The sequence below is a fragment of the Nonomuraea jabiensis genome, from assembly GCF_014204795.1.
Taxonomy (GTDB): Bacteria; Actinomycetota; Actinomycetes; order Streptosporangiales; family Streptosporangiaceae; genus Nonomuraea; species Nonomuraea jabiensis.
Genome location: NZ_JACHMB010000001.1, coordinates 9,110,106 through 9,123,924 on the forward strand (window position 1 = coordinate 9,110,106; position 13,819 = coordinate 9,123,924).

Annotated in this window: 14 protein-coding genes and 1 pseudogene; 9 read left to right on the top strand and 6 right to left on the bottom strand. The window is 67.8% G+C overall.

Going from position 1 to position 13,819, the window contains the following annotated elements; translation table 11 throughout:
• Positions 1 to 585 precede the first annotated feature (585 nt).
• The 5 genes from HD596_RS62620 (at position 586) to HD596_RS60715 (ending at position 4,459) form a co-directional block, all read left to right on the top strand.
• Positions 586 to 1,122, top strand: coding sequence for a recombinase family protein (locus HD596_RS62620; RefSeq protein ID WP_313046307.1), 537 nt, complete (start codon positions 586 to 588; stop codon positions 1,120 to 1,122).
• Complete coding sequence (locus tag HD596_RS41485; protein WP_246555224.1) at positions 1,016 to 1,732, top strand: DUF4158 domain-containing protein; 717 nt, start codon at positions 1,016 to 1,018, stop codon at positions 1,730 to 1,732. Before HD596_RS62620 ends, HD596_RS41485 begins: the two co-directional genes overlap by 107 nt.
• Positions 1,733 to 2,438: 706 nt before the next feature.
• Entirely contained in the window at positions 2,439 to 2,762 is a 324-nt protein-coding gene (locus tag HD596_RS41490) for a hypothetical protein (protein WP_185074896.1), read from the top strand.
• A gap of 107 nt (positions 2,763 to 2,869) precedes the next feature.
• On the top strand, positions 2,870 to 2,992 hold the full coding sequence (locus tag HD596_RS64135) for a hypothetical protein (protein ID WP_281398300.1): 123 nt from the start codon (positions 2,870 to 2,872) through the stop codon (positions 2,990 to 2,992).
• Between the two features lie 1,182 nt (positions 2,993 to 4,174).
• Positions 4,175 to 4,459: an integrase core domain-containing protein gene (locus HD596_RS60715; protein ID WP_376776161.1), complete on the top strand. Its 285-nt coding sequence runs from the start codon at positions 4,175 to 4,177 to the stop codon at positions 4,457 to 4,459.
• Between the two features lie 175 nt (positions 4,460 to 4,634).
• Here HD596_RS60715 and HD596_RS41500 read toward each other — a convergent pair whose 3' ends face one another.
• Positions 4,635 to 5,354: a DUF8817 family protein gene (locus HD596_RS41500; RefSeq protein WP_185074897.1), complete on the bottom strand. Its 720-nt coding sequence runs from the start codon at positions 5,352 to 5,354 to the stop codon at positions 4,635 to 4,637.
• 11 nt (positions 5,355 to 5,365) lie between these two features.
• Complete coding sequence (locus HD596_RS41505; protein ID WP_127934783.1) at positions 5,366 to 5,926, bottom strand: PadR family transcriptional regulator; 561 nt, start codon at positions 5,924 to 5,926, stop codon at positions 5,366 to 5,368.
• Positions 5,927 to 5,990: 64 nt separating this feature from the next.
• On the opposite strand from HD596_RS41505, the gene HD596_RS65175 reads away from it, so the two are divergent.
• Positions 5,991 to 6,170, top strand: a complete 180-nt coding sequence (locus HD596_RS65175) for a hypothetical protein (RefSeq protein WP_185074898.1) — start codon at positions 5,991 to 5,993, stop codon at positions 6,168 to 6,170.
• A gap of 95 nt (positions 6,171 to 6,265) precedes the next feature.
• Here HD596_RS65175 and HD596_RS41515 read toward each other — a convergent pair whose 3' ends face one another.
• From HD596_RS41515 to HD596_RS41525, 3 genes are read right to left on the bottom strand one after another with little or no spacing between them, the layout of a single operon-like run.
• Positions 6,266 to 6,925 carry a DUF3159 domain-containing protein gene (locus HD596_RS41515; protein WP_185074899.1) on the bottom strand — a complete coding sequence of 220 codons (660 nt, stop codon included), beginning with the start codon at positions 6,923 to 6,925 and terminating at the stop codon, positions 6,266 to 6,268.
• Positions 6,926 to 6,929: 4 nt separating this feature from the next.
• Positions 6,930 to 8,111, bottom strand: a complete 1,182-nt coding sequence (locus HD596_RS41520) for an FAD-dependent oxidoreductase (protein WP_221519762.1) — start codon at positions 8,109 to 8,111, stop codon at positions 6,930 to 6,932.
• The gene (locus HD596_RS41525) at positions 8,108 to 9,559 is read right to left on the bottom strand and encodes an FAD-dependent monooxygenase (RefSeq protein ID WP_185074901.1); all 1,452 of its coding nucleotides are present in this window, start codon (positions 9,557 to 9,559) and stop codon (positions 8,108 to 8,110) included. Before HD596_RS41525 ends, HD596_RS41520 begins: the two co-directional genes overlap by 4 nt.
• 50 nt (positions 9,560 to 9,609) lie before the next feature.
• Between HD596_RS41525 and HD596_RS41530 the strand changes: the two genes are divergently transcribed.
• Positions 9,610 to 10,218: a TetR/AcrR family transcriptional regulator gene (locus HD596_RS41530; protein WP_185074902.1), complete on the top strand. Its 609-nt coding sequence runs from the start codon at positions 9,610 to 9,612 to the stop codon at positions 10,216 to 10,218.
• Here HD596_RS41530 and HD596_RS41535 read toward each other — a convergent pair.
• Entirely contained in the window at positions 10,199 to 11,758 is a 1,560-nt protein-coding gene (locus tag HD596_RS41535) for a cytochrome P450 family protein (RefSeq protein WP_221519763.1), read from the bottom strand. The genes HD596_RS41530 and HD596_RS41535 overlap by 20 nt on opposite strands.
• Before the next feature lie 534 nt (positions 11,759 to 12,292).
• Here HD596_RS41535 and HD596_RS65180 point away from each other — a divergent pair.
• Both HD596_RS65180 and HD596_RS65815 read left to right on the top strand, forming a co-directional pair.
• On the top strand, positions 12,293 to 13,117 hold the full coding sequence (locus HD596_RS65180; protein ID WP_185074903.1) for a CAP domain-containing protein: 825 nt from the start codon (positions 12,293 to 12,295) through the stop codon (positions 13,115 to 13,117).
• Positions 13,118 to 13,276: 159 nt separating this feature from the next.
• Positions 13,277 to 13,777: pseudogene (locus tag HD596_RS65815) on the top strand (RNA polymerase sigma factor); the annotation flags it as partial.
• Positions 13,778 to 13,819 lie beyond the last annotated feature (42 nt).

Here is a 13,819-nt window from a genome sequence, read left to right on the forward strand (position 1 = left end):
AGGTTGTGCCGGACCCTGAGAGTGTCAGGATGTTCGGGGCCGAGGACACGTTCGCGGATGGGAGGCAGGGCGGCGAGCTGCTCACGGGCACCGATCGCGTCTCCTGCCCGCTCGCGCCCAAGTACGGCCACCAGCCTGTACCGCTTCAAAGTTATCGCAGGGCGCTTGAACTGCGGATCGACCTGATGCGGCGATACCGGCAAGATCAATTCTTGTGTCTCTCCCTCTCCTGTATCTGATCGCGCTTCGGGGGTTCGGCTGGCTGGTGCTGCTGGGCCGAAGTGAGGCTTCCAAGAACGCCGAAATCATGGTGCTCCGTCATGAGGTGGCGGTGCTGCGGCGTCAGGTTGCCGGCCGAAGCCGGACTGGGCCGATCGGGCGGTCCTGGCCGCGCTGGTGCGGCTCCTGCCACCCGGGCTGCGGATTCACCGGCTGGTCACGCCGGGAACCCCGCTGGCCTGGCACCGACGCCTGCTCCGACGCCTGCTCCGACGCCTGCTCCGACGCCTGCTCCGACCCCGATGGACGTATCCGAACCGGCTCGGCCGCCGGAGAGCAAGCAGGCGCCCCGGCGACACCCTCGTGGTGCCCTTGCTGGACCGGCTGGGCCGCTCCCTGCAGGACCTCATCGCCATCGTGGCCGGGCTGCGCAAGCGCGGCGTCGGCTCCCGCTCCTTGCACGAGGCGCTGGACACCACCGCCGCCGGCGGTCGGCTTGTCTTCCATGTCTTCGCCGCGCTCGCCGAGTTCATCCGTGAGCTCATCGTGGAAGGCACCCACGAGGGACTGGCCGCCGCCCGCGCCCGCGGCCAGCGCCTCGGACGCCCGCCGGCGATGACACCCGAGCAGATCCGGCACGCCCGCGACCTGCTCACAGCTCGCAGCAGCCATCCAACCGGAAGAGCACCTGCCCTGACCCATCTGTTTCACTCGACGACTCGACAGCCCCGAACATCTGGCCAAGTGGCTGGACGACGTACCCGCCGAAGAGCTTCCTGCGGTGCAGGAGTGCCTGATGGCCCAGGCCGGTCGAGATCCAACTTACGAAGCCTCCATTACCGCGGGTCAGACGCTACTTCGGGGGAAATTTCTCCATTGCTACCGGGACCCGTTAAGCGATGAAGAGGCGGCCGCGTACGGCCGCTACGTAGGGGCACCGACGCGGGCCGAGCTGGAGAAGATGATCTTCCTCGACGACGCGGACCGGAAGCTGATCGGGCGCCGCCGTGGCGATCAGCACCGGCTCGGGTTCGCCCTGCAACTGACCACAGCCCGGTTCGTGGGCCGGTTCCTGCGCGACCCGCTGGAGGTCCCGGCCGAGGTGATCGACTACCTGGCCGGTCAGCTCAGCGTGGCCGACGTCTCGCAGATCAAACAGTACACCGAGCGGCGCCAAACACAGTTCGACCACCAGGACGAGATCAAGAAGGCGTACGGGCTGCGGGAGTTCTCCGCGGTCGAGAACGCCGCCCTCGACCTTGAGCCAGTCTGGCATCGGATTGGCTCAAGTTTGGGTGGTGGGCGGCACTTCCTCGGTCAAGAGCGAAAGAACCCTGTGAGCACGGGGCCGAGGACCTTGGCGTTGACTATGTGCTCGCGCACGTCGAGAGTCCGGCGCTCGGCGTGGGGCAGGCACGCGGCGATCGCATCGGCGGCCTGGCCGAAGAAGCCACCCGGAAGACCTGCCATATGCGGGTCGACGCCCGCTCCGGTGGTCACCAGTACCGGCTGATCGATCGTGGACAGTCGCGTGGCGGGTGGAGACCCCTCTCCCAGGCATGTACTCGCCTGCTGGCTCTTCGCTTTGGAGCGGAGCAAGCTACAGCCCAGACACCTTCAGGTTCATCCTCGTTCGTCTGATCAGGCGTACCGTGAGACCTGCGGTTTCAGTCAAATTTCAGCGGTAATTCAGGGCCGTGCGAGAACCTGACTTCAGGAAGTCAAAAGCTCTTCCGCCGCCGAGTTAGGGCGACGCGGCTAACTCCTGTCTCCTCGGAGAGATCTTGCGCATTCGGATAAGCAAGCCCATCGCAATCAGTGGTGCGATCCTCGCCGTTACCGCGGGCATTGTGACAGCTGGCGGAGCTCCTGCCGCTGCAGTCGTCGGCGGAGCTCCTGCCGCCGCAGCCGTCGACGGCAGCTGCAAGGATGGTGGGAAAGTGCGACCAGTCGCGCGATTCGTCCCCGACCTTCTCTATAGGTGTCAGGGAGGGGAAGGACTCGATGTCATCTGCTGGAAGCCGGGCGAACTGAGCGGCAGCGGATCCAACGTCTGGTATCGGGTAGTGGTGGTCAAAGTCCTGGTCCCGACCGGTTGGATTCACGAATCTCAGACCAATGGCGTCAAGGGCGCACGCCTCTGCTAGATCATGTCTGGTACCCCCTCCTCATTCCTCTGCCGAATGCCGTGAACCGGCACATCCTCGATCAGGGACTCGATGAACAGAAAACTTGCCGCATTCGTTTCCGCCCTTCTGATCAGCTTTAGTGTTGGCTTCGCCGCTCCTTCCGCGTCGGCGACCGTCCTGCACGATACGACGATCGCGAGCGCTGTAGCGAGCCCACCCCTCAAGACATGCGACATCAGCGCCAACCTCAACACGACAGCGACCGTTTACATCTCGGCATGTCGCAAGGCGGGTATCCGTAAGGTATTCCCCGGTCAATACCTGAACGTAGTCATCGGCAAGATCAAAGAAGACCGGACCGCCGCAGGCAAGAGGGCCTGGAAGCTTCTCAACGAGCAACGATGGAGAAAGTGACGGGTCGGATTCAGTGCTGGGCAATGCCGGCGCCAGTACGGAGTGCCGTGCTCCCTCGCGAAGGGAGCACGGCACGTTCGGTGCTCCACACGGCAGGGCCTTCGACGATGGAGGGTGATCCCCCGGACGAAAGCGACTTCGACGACTTCCTGTGCGCCTACGCCAACAACGGCCACACCGTGATGACCGAAGAGGGCGCCGCCTGGCTCCTGGACCGCTTGCCCGACTAGAACGCATCCACCGCTGCCATCACGAGCGGCCCCGCATCCGCGACCGCGGCGCGGGGCCGCTCTTTGTCTCCACACGGGTAGGGGCCCCTACGATGATGCGGGGTCTGGCCACGCTGAGGCTGCTGGCGGGTCTGCGTGAGGGCCGGAAATATGTCGAGTCGTTTTGGACGCCTTGTGTCCTGCGAAAGAATGTCCTATTTGTACCGCTTTGGGTGCCGCGCTGACCGCAGGCTTCGCCTGGTTCCAACTGCTGATGACAGGCAACTACCTCGGGGTCGCCAGCAGACTGGTCGACAAGGTGCTGTACGCCGACCACGCTGCGGGTGCCGAAAATTCCTCCGTGCAGATGGTAGGCCCGATGGGTGCGCATGCACGTCAAATCGGAGGTGTGGGCTGTACCGAAACGGCATGAGGATCTCTCGTGCTGCTGCGCCTGGCCTGCCTCGCCGTAACGAGCACCTTCTCGTTCATGCGCCTGCTACCGATGACCGATCGCGATAAAGAGATCGAGATCCTGGCCCTCCCGCATCAACTGATGGTCTTACAGCGGCAGGTGGCCAAGCCCATGTTCACTCCGGCGGACCGATTCCTGCTCTCAGGGCTGCTCCACCATCTACCCATGGACAAGCTGCGGCGGCTGGTGCTGCTGGTCCGCCCGGACACTCTCATGCGCTGGCATCGCGACCTGCTCAGGCGCCGTCACGCGGCGGCCAGGACGCCCGCGCACCGTCCGATCCATCCGCACCCTGGTGCTGCGCCTTGCACGGGAAAACTCCTCCTGGGGCTACCGGCGTATCCATGGCGAACTGGCCGCACTCGGTATCAAGATCGCCGCCTCCTCCATGTGAGAGATCTTGAAAGAGCACGGCATCGCTCCGTCCCCGCAACGCTCCCACACCGGTTGGGCCGACTTCCTGCGAGACCAAGCCGGCGCACTCCTGACATGTGACTTCTTCGAGGTCCGCACCCTGACCGGGGCGCGGCTCCACGTCTTGGCCGTCATCGAGCACGCCACCCGCCACATCCACATCCTCGGCGCCACCGCCCACCCCACCGGCCAATGGGTCACCCAACTCGTCCGCAACCTCCTCATGGACCTACACGAGGTGGGCACCACCCAAATTCGCCGCGGCCTTCGACGCCGTACTGACCGACGCCGCAGTACAGGTCGTCACCACAGGCATCCGCATTCCGCGCATGAACTCCATCATGGAGCGCTGGATCCAGACCTGCCGCCGCGAACTGCTGGACCGCACACTGATCTGGAACCAGCCTCATCTACTCCACGCGCTGCGAGAGTTCGAGACGTTCTATAACGAACATCGACCACATCGAACGCTCAGACAGGCAGCGCCCCTCCGGCCGCTGCCCGAGCCGAGCACTATCCCGACCGAGACCACCCGCATCGATATCCGCCGACACGATCGACTTGGCGGCGTCCTCAGGGAGTACGCGCATGCGGCTTGACCTGGACGGATGAATAATCGGCACCCGCAGGGTCAGTCGAGCTGAGCACAGACCCCGACCTACGGGGCAGTCCCTAAGGAGGACGTGCGCTACCTCGGCGACATCATGACCCGCGTGCGCGACCACATGCGCGCAGCCGCCCCGCTCGGCGGCCTCGCGCAAGCGCCGTACCCGGTCAGAGACCTAGCACGGCCTCGAGGTCGTCGATGGCCGCCAGGGGCTGGGCGAGCTGCTCGCGTTCTGCCTCGGTCAGGGTGAGGGCGCGCGCCCGGGCCAGGGCGTGCCCGGCGGCGGCGTGGTCCTTGGCGCGGACGGCGAGCTCGGCCCGGTAGACCAGCGCCTCCAGCAGCTCGGCCGCCGACGCGGTGTCCTTGTCCCGCTCCAGGGCGCCGTCCAGGATCTCGGCCGCCCGCTCGTGCTTGCCGTGGGAGTCGCCCATCACGACCGCCCGGTTCAGCGAGGCGGTGAGCCTGCTCGTGGCCTCCTCCTTCTCCGGCAGGGGGCGGGCGGCCATGAAGCGGATCCAGTTGCCGCCGGGGTCGATGACAGCGAAGCCGGAGTGGTTGCCGTCGTTCTTCCGCCTGCGCGGCCGGGTCATCCGGGGGATGCCGGAGACCAGGAGCTTGCCGTTCGCCGCGCGCATGCCCGCGGCGAACGCCTCGAACAGCTCTCCGGTGTCCGGCACGACGATCACGCAGGTCCCGTAGGAGTCTTCGGGCTTGAACGCCTCCGGCATGCCGAAGAAGCCCAGCTGGAGATCCTCGCGCTTGAGCAACACGTACGGGTTCGGCCGAACCTGGTAGTAGATCCGGTGGAAGCCGAGCATCGTGTAGAAGTCGACCATCTCGTCGATGGAGCGGCAGGGGAGCAGCGGTATGGCGATCTCGTTGGCCATCGGGGGAACTCCTATTCGCCGGCCATGGTGAACGCGCCCTCTTCCAGGCGGCGGATCATCCGGTCGGTCCACTGGGCGCCGGCGTCGGCGGTGCTCAGCCACAGGGACAGCACCTCGCCCACCGGGCCCCAGGTCGCCAGATCCGTGCCCTCGGGAAGGTACGCGGTGATGCTCGCGCGCCACTCGCGCATGGCGCGGGCCCGCTCGCGCAGCAACTCCAGGGCCCGCTCCCGGGGAAGGTCCTCGATGAGGCCGACAGCGGCGCCCAGCACGTCCAGGCTCGGCTCGCGGTCGGCCAGCGCCTGACCCAGCAGGTCGAGGTACTCCCGCTCGCCCTGCTGGGTCAGCTCGTACTCGATCCGCGGCGGCCCCCCGGCCTCGGAGGCGACCGTCTCGTGCGTCACCAGCAGGCCCTGACCGGCCATGCTCTTGAGCGCGTGATAGACCGAGCCCGAGGTGGCGGTCGACCACTCGTGCGCGCCCCACGACTCCAGATCCGCGCGGACCTGGTAGCCGTGGGCGCGCCCGCGCCTGCGCAGCGCGCCCAGGACCAGCAGCCGTACCGGCTTCATCGAACCCTCCCGAACTTCACTAGCCAAATTTGGCTAGCTGCTATCGGGAGCTTACCGCACCAACGTGGAGGCAATCGGCGTAGCGGCCGCCGCGGCGTACCAGCTCCTCGTGATCGCCCTCCTCGACGACCCGGCCACCGTCCAGGAAGGCGATGCGGTCGGCGCGCTGGACCGTCCGCATCCGGTGGGCCACCATCACCACCGTCCGGCCGGCCATCAGGCGCTCGATCCGCTCTACGGGTGACGCCCCGACGTGACCGCCTGGTGTGGGATCGCGCCAGGTCGGGGTGGCAGTTCCGGTCAAGCGGCGGGTCATGTCGTCGGTCATCGACCAACAGATCATCGACTCGGAGCCGGCCGATCGGGTCGCCGCGCGGGCAGCGTGGCCGAGAGGGCATGGAAGGGACAGGCCGGCCCGCGGCAGGGTCGTGCGGTCAGGCGGTGATAGAGCCTCCAGAGAACGACCGCGGACAACAGGTATGCGGGGGCTTCGATGAGAATCTTGACGACTCCCATCACGACCGCCTGATCGTCGAGGTAGAGCCTGATCTGGTTGGCGGTGAGCGTGGCGTCCACCAGGAACCAGATGAGGTTGACGATGGTGAAGGCGCGCAACTGGATGGGGCAGCGTCGCCAGGCCGGCTTCTGACGGGTGAGTACGCCGTAAGCGAGCCCGAACGGCGGCAACCTGAGCAGGAGCAGGACGGGCGTGGCGACCGCGAGTGCCCCGCGCATCACCAGTAGCGGCAGGAAGAAATCGGCGGCGTTGCCCGAAGCGGTGACCAGAGCCGCAGCCCCTGCCGACACGCCGAACCCGGCGAGCGCCGCCCATGGCTTCCGGGCCTGCCGTACTCGGAAGAGAGCCACCGCGGCGGCTGCCGCCAGCGCGGCCACCAGTGATGGAGCGATCTGCCTCGTTATGGCGTACGCGACGGTGAAGCCGATGACGGGCAGCGCGGTCTCGACAACGTGGGCGCCGACCCGGCGCAACAGGTCCACGGGTTCAGCCGCGCAGCAGGAACTCGCCCATGGCGGACACCGAGGCGTTGACCGCTTCGAACCCGTCCCTACGCATTTCCTCCTCGTAGGTGGCCACCGCATCGAGCAGCGGGCGCTCATCGACCAGATAACGGCACAGGCGCCCGGCGTCCTGCAGGGCGGTGTTGGCGCCCGAGCCGCGGTTGGGCGGCATGGCGTGGATGGCGTCGCCCAGCAGGGTGACGGCGCTGGGCTGCCACGGCTCGACCGGCATCGAGGCGCCGAGCGGCAGGCAGAGCGTCTGCTCCGGCCAGGCCTGCTCGACGACCAGCCGCAACGTCGGATGAGCCGGCTCGACCAGCTCGCGTGCGCGTTCCCAGAGCCGCGTGGTGCCGAGGGTCTGGAATCCCGCCCCGAGCCTGTCGTTCGGCGGGATCAGAGCCCACATCAGGAAGTCGGTGGCCTCGCCCGGCTCCAGCCCTGGCAGCAGCCGCGCGGCGGCGCTCAGTGGCGGCTCCTTGAACTGCATGGCCGCCAGGATCATGCCGAGGTCGTCCAGTTCGGTGATGGTGAAGCTGCTCCCGATCAGATCGATGATCCCCGTGCCGGTGATCTCCACGGTGATCGGCGTCTTGCCTCCGAGCCAGCGCGCCCCCGTATCGATCACCTCGGCGTGCGGAAGGAGCTGGCGGCGTACGGCGGAACCGATGCCGTCGGCTCCGACCAGCAGATCTCCGTCGGCGTGGCCGCCATCGGCGAAGTACGCGCGAACACCCTGGCCCAGGTACTCGAACCGGACGAACTCCCGGCCGAAGCGCACGTGGTCCTCCATGCCGTTCAGCAGGATCCGCCTCAGTAGCTGACGGCTCACCGGGTGGCCGGGCCGCACGGCGTCGGGCCTGCCGTCCTCGCCGTCGAAGGAGTTCGTGGCCAGCAGCTCCAAGCGGCCGTTCACGTCACCGATCACCTTGAGCGCTCGGCTGTCGTGTCCCAGGGTCGCTTCGAACAGCTCGGCATGGGCCGGCGGCAGGCAGGCGTGCAAGGCATGCTTTCCCCGGTCGTCGATGTGGAAGCGAGCTCCCTGGGCGCGGCTGTCCGGTGCCGGGTCCCGCTCGTAGACGGCCGCCTCCATCCCGGCTCGGCGCAGCCCGTGGGCGAGCGTGAGCCCGCCGAGTCCGGCTCCGGCGATGATGACGCGCAAGGTCACGGCTGATCTCCTCTGTTCAGGATCTGGTTGAGTACGGTCTCGATGTCGTGTTCCGGTGATGCCATCCATGCGCGCCAGGCGATGATCCCGTCGGGACGGACGAGCACGGCACCGGTCCCGCTCACGCCGAGAGCCTCGGCCCACGACGGCTCCAGTGCGGTGAGCGGGAGGCCGGTGCTCGTCCAGCCGGGCCCTGCCAGGCAGACGAAGTCCCGGCCGAACAGATCGGGCCCCAGGTAGGGCACGCGGGTGCCGGGCAGTCCTGCGGACTCCAAGGGGTGCACGAAGGTCTGCTCGCCTTCCGAGACCACCGCCGAGGACCGGTACACCGCACCGAATTCCAGGGTGAGCCGGTCGGGTAGATCCTCCGAAGGTGGGATCACGCTGATCCGGGTGAGCGCATCGGTGAGCGCGAGGCTCGCGAGCGGGCGGCGCTCGGCGTCGTAGCTGTCGAGCAGCCCGGGACCCGCTGTGCCCTTGAGGGTTAGAGCCAGCTTCCAGGCGAGGTTCTGCGCGTCCTGGAGCACGTTGCCGCCGTGCATACCCGGTGTGGGCGGCAGCGAGCAGGCGGCGTCGCCGATCAGCGCGACCCTGCCACGCGTGAACCGCTCAGCGGTGAGCAGGGTGATCGGCAAGCTGAAGGTGCCCTCGATCTCGACTTTCAGGTCCGGCAGGCCAGCCGCTGAGCGGACGAGCTCGACGAGGTCCTCGCCCTCGTCGGGGCTGTCGTCGGCCGGGCGTGGGCGCAGGAGCACCCACGAGTCGCGCTCGGACTCCTTCAGCAGGGTGCCGCCCACGCCATCGAGCTGCACTCCGGCGAAGTGCCGCCCGCGGATGGCCTCGCTGAGGTCCGCGCGGAAGGCCACTCCGTACAGCTGGGCGATGGTGCCCGGACCTTCGGCCTCGATCTGGGCGCGTTCACGGACGAGGCTGTGCGGGCCGTCGGCGCCGACCACGTACGAGGCGCGTACGCTCGTCTCACCCTCCGGCCCGCGCACGTCGGCGACCAGCCCGTCGGCCTCCTCCCGCAGGTCGATCAGCTCGGAGCCGGTCCAGATCTCCGCGCCCAGCTCCCGAGCGCGTTCGCGCAGCAGCTCACGCAGCCACGCATGGTTGCAACACACCGGCTCGAGCGGGCTCAGCTGCGGCGGCACGGCCACCCACGGCTGCGGGACTCGCCCGAGTTCGGCGCCGGCCAGGGTGTCGGCCTGCAGCATGTCGCCGAGCTCGTCGGGGTGGAAGCCGGCCGCGCGGACCCGTTCCTCCAGGCCGAGGACGCGCAGCAGCTCCATGGCGCGTACGCCGAGCCGTTCGTTGCGCGAGGTGGGTGGCAGTTCGGTCCGGCGTTCGACGATCAAGCAGGGCACGCCATGGTGGCCGAGGAGGGTGGCTGCGGCCAAGCCGCTGAGCCCTCCACCGACCACCAGGACGCGGACGCTCCGGTCCATGGGTCCTCCGTCTCGGATAAGTTCGACAGGCGGTGAAGTAAGCTGACGGCGTGAACGACACCGTCGGTGAGCAGGGGCGCCGCGGCCGCTGGCGCACCGGCGCGGCCAACCGGCAGCGGATCATGGAGGCGGCGGCGGCGCGGTTCGGCGCCGAGGGGTTCCAGCGGGCCACCATCAAGGCGATCGCCATCGACGCCGGGGTCGACCCCGCGATGATCCACTACTTTTTCGGCAGTAAGCAGGGCCTCTACGAGGCCGTGCTGAACAGGTACAGCCCACAGCGCGATCCGGTGGGTGAGCTGCTGTCGGAAGGGGTGGAGCGGTTCGGGGAAAGGCTGGTGCGCCGGTTCCTCGAAGTCACCGAGGGAGGCGACGCCGCGGACGGGGTGGGCGTTCTGACCCGCCTGGCCGTCATCGATCCTGAGCCCGCGGCCAAGCTGCGCGGATTCATCGAGGCCGAGTTCGCCGGCTCGCTCGCCAAGCACCTCGACCTGCCGGACGCGCACCTGCGGGCCGGCCTGATCGGCGCCCAGCTGGCCGGCCTGGCCGTGGCCCGCCACCTGCTGCGCGTGGAGCCCCTCGCTTCGATGTCCACGGAATCGCTTGTCACGCTGATGGCGCCGGTGATCCAGCGGCTGGTCACCGAGCCGCTGGGGTGAACTTCACCGGCAGTTCGGCCAGCCCGCGGAACAGGGGGGTCGTCCCCGGCCGCTGGCGCAGTTGCTCGGGCGGGCAGTCGAGCGCCAGGTCGGGGAAGCGGTCCAGCAGGCCGCGGAAGGCGATCTGCGCCTCCATCCTGGCGAGCGGCGCGCCGAGGCAGAAATGCAGCCCGTGGCCGAAGGCGACATGGGCATTGTCCTCGCGCTGGATGTCGAACCGGTCAGGGTCGGGGAAGCGCCGGGGATCCCGGTCGGCTGCGGCCAGCGCCACCGTCACCTGGCTGCCCGCCGGGATGGTCACCTCGCCGATCTCGATGTTCTCCACCGCTGTGCGGCCCGTTCCTTGCTCGACGGGTCCGTCGTGGCGCAGCATCTCCTCGATCGCCGAGGGAAGCAGCTGTGGCTGGTCCCGCAGGAGGGCGAGCTGGCCGGGGTGGCGCAGCAGCGCCGCCATGCCGTTGCCGATCAGGTTGACGGTCGTCTCGTGGCCGGCGACGAGCAGCAGGTTCAGCATGCCGACCAGCTCGCGCTCGTTCAGCCCGTCCTCGTCGTCGGCCGCCGCCACCAGTGCGCTGGCCAGGTCGGGCTGTTCGTCTCTGGGTACGCCGGGCCGCAGGTCGCGGCGCTTGCGTTCGATCAGGGCGGCGAGGTAGCCGTTGATGGCCTCGATGCCCTGCGATCGCCTGGCGCGCAGCTCCTCCTCAAGGGGCATCAGCAGCATGGCGGCGGTCCAGGACCTGAAGTCGTCCCGGTCCTCCTCCGGCACCCCGATCAGTTCGCTGATCACGGTGATCGGCAGCGGGTAGGCGAACGCGTCGATCAGATCTACCCGTCCCAGGGGCGCCATCCGGTCGAGCAGATCGTCGGTGATGCGCTGCACCCGGGGCCGCAGAGCCTCGATGCGGCGCGGCGTGAAGCCCTTGCTCACCAGGCGGCGCAACCTCGTGTGGTCGGGCGGGTCGCTGTTGAGCATGTTCGTTCCGGTCGGTCCCTCGTCGGCGGTGACGATGCCCAGATCACGCAGCCATTGGGGAGCATGCCGGGGGTGCTTGGAGATGCGCGGGTCGTTCAGCAGGGCCCTGGCCTCTTCGTACCCGGTGACCATCCAGACCTGACCGCCGAGCGGGCCCTGGACGGGGCGGACGGGACCGTCCTGGCGTATGCGGGCGTATATGGGGTACGGGTCGGCCCGCCCCTCCGCGCTGATCAAGCTGGGCTCGGACCGCGCCGGCGGTGGCTGCTCCAGTGTGGTCCGTACCGCGCTGGCTGGGAAGCTTCCGAGCACGCCGACCTTGACCTTGCCGGTCCACTGATCACCGTCTACGACGCCGGTGAAGCGCAGGTTCATCCCCATGACCGCCCTGCGTACCAGCCAACCCACCTCATTGCCGTGCACCGAGCCCTCGTCGATCTCCCAGATCCCCTGCGCGCCGGTCATCGTCCCTGCCAGCCGTTCGCCGTCCGAGGTGAACGTCGCGGCGAAGCTCTGCTCGCCCCTTGGAGACTCCGCGGTGAACGCCCACGTGCCGTCGATGCTCATGCTGGGTTTCCTCCTCCCAGAAAACTTCGTTTGCCAATGAAGAAATATAGGCCACTGGAGCGATTACTTCAACGCGACATGAAGTAATCCGGTCCTGGCGTGCGGAGGCAGGCCGACAGGCCGTAATCCAGACCTGTGAGCGGACTCCGTTCTGGTGGGAGATGGGAGTGCTGATGAGCTGGATCGGATGGGAATCTTCTGTTGCCCATGGTGTTGAGAACGGCAGCGGGTGCGCCATCCACGCCGGCCTCATGCGGCGCTCCTTCGACCCCGGGGGACGCGACGAGGCGTCCCGCGCCACGCACGCATGGTTCCCCGCGATCCCTTTCCTGACGTATGGGACACAAGAGGCGTTCCACGACAGACCAAGGAGTTCCCCTTTGAATCGCATCCTCGCTGCCGGTGGCGTCCTGGCCTCTCCCGCATCCGATGGCAAGCCGGGTGTCATCCCCGCGATAGGCGAGACGAAGAAGACGGCTACCACGTCGAGGAACATCAACCTGCCCAAGACCGTGGGGAAGGTGTTCTTCGTCCGTGACGGCAAGCCGTACTGGTGCTCGGCCACCTCTGTGCAGTCCAAGTACCGCAACCTGGGTCGCTACTGCGGGCCACTGCGCCTACGACACCGACGACGACGGCCATGTCCTCGACCGCTGGGTCTTCGTCCCGGGCTATTACCAGGGCAGGGCGCTGTGGGGCATCTACGCTGCCAAGCAGGCCTTCACCCATTACGACTTCGACGTCTACGAGGACTTCGACCGCGACTACGCCTTCGTCTCGGTTTACAACGGTCTCAAGGTCAAGCTGGTCGGCAAGGGCAGCAAGGCAGAGTACGACGCCTATCTGGGTCCGAAGTGGACCTACAACGGCGAGTGGCGCTACGCCGTCCTGGAGGACGCCGGTCGTCTGGGTGACGCCGTCGGAGGTCAGGGCATCGCCTACAACATCAAGCCAGGCCAGAAGATCTTCGCGTTCGGTTACCCGGCCGTCTGGTCCGGCAGCATCCTGCCCAAGGACCCGAAGGTGCCGGACCCGAGGCCCACCAAGGGGTCCCCGCCATCATCAGGAACCGTCGGCACGGCAGAGGAGAACGAGGTCGTCCGCCTGACCAACGCCGAGCGGACCAAGGGCGGCTGCAAGCCGCTCACACCCGATCCGCAACTGCGCGCCGCCGCTTTCGGCCACTCCGACGACATGGCCAAGGGCCAGCCGAACCCGGCCTCGGTGGTCCAGAGCTGGATGAACAGCCCCGGTCACCGCAACAACATCATGAACTGCGCCTACACCCTGATCGGTGTCGGCATGGCCGAGAACTCCGGCGGGACGAAGCACTGGACGCAGGTCTTCGCCGCCAAGTAGCCGCGACCAGCGAGGTGCGTAGGCGGCTGGCTGTCATGGGTCATCACTCGTGTGCCGAAGAGTTGCGGCCGCGACCCCGTGAAGGCCATCGCGGTGAACGCCCGGGGCGGCGCGTCTGGGAGGGATGCACAAATTCTTGAACAGATGCTGGAAGGTCGTATGCGCGAGGACGCGGAACTGACCCACCAGGTCAGGGCCGGTGACAGCAATGCCGTCGCGGAGCTGTACGAGCGGCACCACGCGGCCGTCCTCGCCTTCGCCCGCCGTCTGTCCCCGGATCCGCAGGCCGCCGAGGATCTGGCCAGCGAGGCGTTCACCCGAACCTTACGGACCGTCCGCACAGGTGCGGGCGGTCCGTCCGGCGGGTGGCGTCCCTATCTGTATGCCGTGGTGCGTAACACGGCGGCCGAGTGGGCGCGGACCGACCAGCGTCTGGTCCTGACGGGCGAGTTCAGGGCTGAGGAGTTCGCCGATCTGCTGGTGACGGAGCCCGAGGTTTCCGACGACCTCATTGTCCGGGCCTACCGCTCGCTGCCGCCGCGCTGGCAGACCGTACTGTGGCACACCCTGATCGAGGAGGAGGAGCCCGAGCGGGTCGCACGGATCCTCGGCATCACTCCCGGGAATGTGAGCGTGCTGGCCTTCCGCGCACGCGAAGGGCTGCGTAAGGCATACCTGGCCGCTCATGTTGTGGCCGGCTCG

Bases quoted from the DNA above. Each gene is read 5' to 3' on its own strand.
- HD596_RS41500 (WP_185074897.1), bottom strand. From the start codon at position 5,354: ATGGCCAACGAGATCGCCATACCGCTGCTCCCCTGCCGCTCCATCGAC.
- HD596_RS41525 (WP_185074901.1), bottom strand. From the start codon at position 9,559: ATGGACCGGAGCGTCCGCGTCCTGGTGGTCGGTGGAGGGCTCAGCGGC.
- HD596_RS41485 (WP_246555224.1), top strand. From the start codon at position 1,016: ATGGCCCAGGCCGGTCGAGATCCAACTTACGAAGCCTCCATTACCGCG.
- HD596_RS41535 (WP_221519763.1), bottom strand. From the start codon at position 11,758: ATGAGCATCGACGGCACGTGGGCGTTCACCGCGGAGTCTCCAAGGGGC.
- HD596_RS41505 (WP_127934783.1), bottom strand. From the start codon at position 5,926: ATGAAGCCGGTACGGCTGCTGGTCCTGGGCGCGCTGCGCAGGCGCGGG.
- HD596_RS64135 (WP_281398300.1), top strand. From the start codon at position 2,870: ATGGAGGGTGATCCCCCGGACGAAAGCGACTTCGACGACTTCCTGTGC.
- HD596_RS41490 (WP_185074896.1), top strand. From the start codon at position 2,439: ATGAACAGAAAACTTGCCGCATTCGTTTCCGCCCTTCTGATCAGCTTT.